At 74.3% G+C, this 4,409-nt stretch carries 4 protein-coding genes; 1 reads left to right on the plus strand and 3 read right to left on the minus strand.

Annotation, left to right across the window (positions count from 1 at the left end; all coding sequences use genetic code 11):
* Nucleotides 1-56: 56 nt before the first annotated feature.
* A complete protein-coding gene (locus V7004_RS15195) occupies nt 57-1,073 on the minus strand; it encodes a hypothetical protein (protein WP_334145052.1) in 1,017 nt (338 codons plus the stop codon).
* A gap of 87 nt (nt 1,074-1,160) precedes the next feature.
* Between V7004_RS15195 and V7004_RS15200 the strand changes: the two genes are divergently transcribed.
* The gene (locus tag V7004_RS15200; protein WP_334145054.1) at nt 1,161-2,096 is read left to right on the plus strand and encodes a hypothetical protein; all 936 of its coding nucleotides are present in this window, start codon (nt 1,161-1,163) and stop codon (nt 2,094-2,096) included.
* Here V7004_RS15200 and mnmA read toward each other — a convergent pair.
* Together mnmA and V7004_RS15210 are read right to left on the minus strand one after the other, a co-directional pair.
* Nucleotides 2,054-3,112, minus strand: a complete 1,059-nt coding sequence (gene mnmA / locus V7004_RS15205; protein WP_334145056.1) for a tRNA 2-thiouridine(34) synthase MnmA — start codon at nt 3,110-3,112, stop codon at nt 2,054-2,056. The two genes, V7004_RS15200 and mnmA, sit on opposite strands and share 43 nt — an antisense overlap.
* Entirely contained in the window at nt 3,109-4,272 is a 1,164-nt protein-coding gene (locus tag V7004_RS15210) for a cysteine desulfurase family protein (RefSeq protein WP_334145057.1), read from the minus strand. Before V7004_RS15210 ends, mnmA begins: the two co-directional genes overlap by 4 nt.
* Nucleotides 4,273-4,409: the final 137 nt, after the last annotated feature.

Genomic DNA, 4,409 nt, shown 5'->3' on the forward strand with positions numbered 1-4,409 from the left:
CACCCGGCCCGGACGCCCCCAGCCGCGGCACCCGCGAGGCCCGCCGATGCGTCGGGTCAGGCCCCGACGGAGAGGCGGACGCCGATCGCCTGGTCGTGGAGGCGCTGCGCCAGGCGGGTGGCGAGCACCATCACCTGCTCCGCCTGGGTGATGCCGTGCCGGGCCAGGCCGCACGCCGGGGTGATCAGCGCTCGGGTGCGCAGCAGTCCCGGGTCGCAGCCCCCGGCCACCAGGTCGCACCACAGCACCGAGAGCTGCCGCCACAGGCGCTCGACGGTCTGGCCCACCGGCCGGTCGGTGGGCACCGCGCCCCACGCCACCCAACCGCCGCGCTCGAGGAAATCGGCCAGCGTGCCCGCGGCCCGCTCGAGGCCTGCTCCCGCGGGAACGGAGAGGATCTGCGGCCCGGACTGCAGCAGCAACCGCCAGTCGGCCTCACCGCAGCAGTGCAGCCCGGTGGTGGCCCCGGTCTCCAGCACCGCGAGCGCGCTCGAGACCAGATCCACCGCGTCCACCGGGCCGATCGGGAAGCCCGGCGCGGTGCACGACGCGAGTGACGGCTCGTCCACGAAGGCGATCACCTCGGCCTGGGGCACGCGCTCCCCCACCAGGCGCAACATGGCGCGGGCCCGCTGCCTCACCGCCTCACCCGCCACCGCGAACGCCGACGAGGCCCGCAAGCCGGCGGCGTGCAGCGCGACGCCGAGGGTCACGGGGCCGGTGAGGGAGATCTTGATGGGGCCGCTGCGCTCGGCCATGGCGGTGAGGAAGGCCCGGAACCCGACGAAGGCGTCGCCGGCGAAGGATCGCTCGTCGAGCGGTGCGGCGGGGTCGATCGCGCGGTGGTCGATGGAGAGCGAGCCGTCCGCCTCGACGGAGATCCCGCTGATGCCCGACGCCGCCTGGCCGACCATGCCCTCGCGCTTGGAGCGCGCCGGCAGGGAGGGGGCGAAGGGCAGCCTCGGCGCGTGACGCAGCACGAACTCGACCGCCTCGCCGGGATCGACGTGCGGGAGGCTCCCGATGCCGGTCGCGATGCCCACCGGCAGGGCGACCCTCCGGTCATCGGCCATCCGAGCACCCCTTCCGCTGTGTCCCCCGCAGCAGGTCGATGAGCACCGGAATAGCGAGCGGCAGGCCGGCTGGGCAAATCTCGCACGATGCGCAAGGTCCTCGACGTGGTGGCCCGCTGGGGTGGCGCCGTGCTGTGGGCCACCCTGCCGTTCACCGCCGGCCCCACGCTGGCCGCCGCGCTCGACCCGGCCGGTGCGGGGTTCCGAACCTTCACGTCCGTCGCGGCCTGGACGGTGTGGGTGCTCACCCTGGTGGCCACCCTCGTGCCCCGCACGACCACGTTGACCGCCGTGCGCATCGTGGTGCCCACAGCCCCGCTGGCGATCGGGTGGGCGGTGGTGACCCTCCCCACCCCCGGCTGGCAGGAGGCGCTGGCGCTGACGGTCACCACCCTGGCCGCGGTGGTGGTGCTGGCCCCCCAGACCGGCGACGTGTTCATCGACGGCTCGTCCTACGGCCACGAGCGCCGGATGGCGCTGCGCGCTCCGGGGGTGCTGCTGCTCGGACCGATCGAAGCCGTGTGGGTGGCCGTGGTGGCCGGGGCCGCCGCCGGGCCGCTCCTCGTGGCCTCGGGGACGGTGCCTGGCGGCCTGGCCCTCACCGCGATCGGCTGGGCGATCGCGGTCGCCGGGGTGCGGGCACTGCACACGCTGGCCCGTCGCTGGCTGGTGTTCACCCAGGCAGGGGTGGTGATCGTGGACCCGCTGGCGCTCGCCGACACCCTCCTGGTACGGCGATCAACGCTGGCCTGGCTGGGACCGGCACCCGCCGGCACCGGCGCACACGACCTGACCGTGGGCGCCCTGGGACTCGCCGTCGAGCTGCGGTTCGCGGAGCCCGTGACCATCACGCCCTTGCCACCGCGGCGATCGGGCCGATCACGACCGGCCCCCGCGGCCATCGATGTCGACGCGGTGCTCGTGGCCCCGTCGCTGCCCGGCAGGATGCTGGAGGAGGCCCGCCGGCGCCGGCTGCCGGTTCAGGCGGCGATGCCGCCGCCGACCACCTCGTCGCCGTCGTAGAAGACCACGCTCTGCCCGGGCGCCACCCGCCGTTCGGGCGTGGCCCATCGCACCCGCACCTCGGCCCCGGAGCCGACGGCCCGTCCCTCGACCGGCCGGATCGTGGCCCGGCGGGGCACCCCGTGCGCCGAGCACTGCACCAGCACCTCCCCCGTCACGGGTCGGTCGCTCCAGACGACGTCGCGCACCTCGAGCTCGCTCACCTGGAGGTCGTCGCGGGAACCGACGGTGACCGTTCCCTGGACCACGTCCACCGCGATCGCGTACCGCGGCCCGCCAGCCCCGGCCACGCCCAGACCCTTCCGCTGACCGACGGTGACCAGCTCGAGGTGCTCGACCCGGCCCACCTCCCGGCCGGTCCGGTCCAGGACCCGTCCCGGGCGCAGCCCGATGCGCGGACCGAGGAACGCCTGGCGCCCTCCCGTGGCGGTGATGAAGCAGACGTCCTGGCTGTCGGGCTTGGCCGCGGTGCGCAACCCCAGACGGGCGGCCTCGGCCCGCACCTCGGCCTTGGTGAGCGCACCGACGGGCAGGATCGTGCGGGCCAGCTCGCGCTGGCCGAGCATGTAGAGCACGTAGCTCTGGTCCTTGGTGGCGTCCGCTCCCCGCCGGATGCGGCGGGTGCCGTCGGGGCGCTCGTGCACCCGGGCGTGGTGGCCGGTGGCCACCGCGTCGAACCCCAGGGCGACCGCCCGGCGCAGGAGGTGGTCGAACTTGAGGTGGCGGTTGCACTCGATACAGGGGTTCGGGGTGAGCCCGCGACGGTGGGCGTCGACGTAGGGCGAGACCACGTGCTCGTCGAAGGCGTCGGCGAAGTTGAAGACCAGGTGATCGATGTCGAGCTGCTGGGCGACCCGGCGCGCGTCGTCGACGTCGGCCACCGAGCAGCAGCCGGTGTCGCTCTCGCCTCCCCAGAGCCGCATGGTCACCCCGGTGACCTCGTGGCCCTGCTCACGCAGCCGCGCCGCGGCCACGGAGGAGTCCACCCCGCCCGACATGGCGACCAGCACCTTCACGTGTCGTCCCCGCCCGAGAACAGGCGCAGCCGCTCCACGGCAGGGGGGACGACCGCCAGGGCGCGGTCCACGTCGGCATCGGTGCTGGCCCATCCCAGCGACAGGCGCAACGACCCCTGCGCGAGCGACCGGGGAACGCCCATCGCCGCCAGCACGTGTGAGGGCTCCACCGCTCCGCTGGAGCACGACGACGCGGCCGAGGCGAACACCTCTCCCTTCTCCAGCAGGAACAGCAACGACTCGCTGTCGACGCCGGGGATGCACAGGTGGCAGATGCCCGGCACCTTGTGGGAGCGGTCCGGCCCGGCCGCGCCGGCCGGCACGCCGGTCTCGACGATCCCCGGCACCGTGGCCAGCAGGCCCTCGACCAGCCGGTCGCGCAGCTTGGTGACCCGCTCGACCTCGTCGTCGCGCTGATCCGCGGACCGCGCCGCCGCAACCGCAATCGCCACGATGCCCGCCACGTTCTGGGTGCCGCTGCGCCACCCACGTTCCTGACCGCCACCCACCTGGCGGGCCGCCAGCTCGACCCCGGAGCGGATGGCGAGCACCCCCACGCCCTTGGGCCCGCCGAACTTGTGGGCGCTCACCGACACCAGGTCGAACGGCGCCGTCACCCGAGCCAGGTCGAGCCAGCAGAACCCCTGGACCGCATCGGTGTGCAGCAACGCCCGCGGCGCACGCTCACGCACCACCGCGGCGACCTGCTCAAGGGGCTGGATGGTGCCGACCTCGTTGTTCACGGCCATTACCGAGACCAGCGTGACGGTCTCGTCGAGCATCGAGGCCAGGGCGTCGAGGTCGATCACCCCCCGAGGGTCGACGGGCACCAGACGCCCACCACGAGCCTCGACGGCGTCGAGCACCGCGTGATGCTCGATCGCCGAGCACACCACCGTGCCACCCCACCGATCGTGCACACCGAAGACCGCCAGGTTGTCGGCCTCGGTGCCCCCACCGGTGAAGACGATCTCGCCGGGCTCGAAGCCCAACAGCTCAGCCATCGTGTCGCGGGCCTCGTCGATCGCCCGACGTGCCTCGCGCGCCGGGCGATGCGCCCCCGAGGGGTTGGCGAACTGCTCGGTCAGGAACGGCAGCATGGCCTCGACCGCTTCGGGTCGCATCGGCGTGGTGGCGGCGTGGTCGAGGTAGCCGAGCACCCCTCAAGGCTACGGCCAACCCCTCAGGACCGCGAGGCCGGCCCTCCGAAGGTGGTGCCCGGGGGGACGGTCGGTGCGGAAGCCGGTGGTGGCGGCGGGCGCCATGCAGGTGGCGGTGGTGGAGGCGAGGGTGGAGG

The organism is Rhabdothermincola sp. (assembly GCF_036846205.1).
Lineage (GTDB): Bacteria > Actinomycetota > Acidimicrobiia > Acidimicrobiales > Acidimicrobilacustridaceae > Rhabdothermincola.

What these genes read in the sequence shown, in the direction of transcription:
- V7004_RS15195 (WP_334145052.1), bottom strand. Translation starts at nt 1,073, where the DNA reads ATGGCCGATGACCGGAGGGTCGCCCTGCCGGTGGGCATCGCGACCGGC.
- V7004_RS15200 (WP_334145054.1), top strand. Translation starts at nt 1,161, where the DNA reads ATGCGCAAGGTCCTCGACGTGGTGGCCCGCTGGGGTGGCGCCGTGCTG.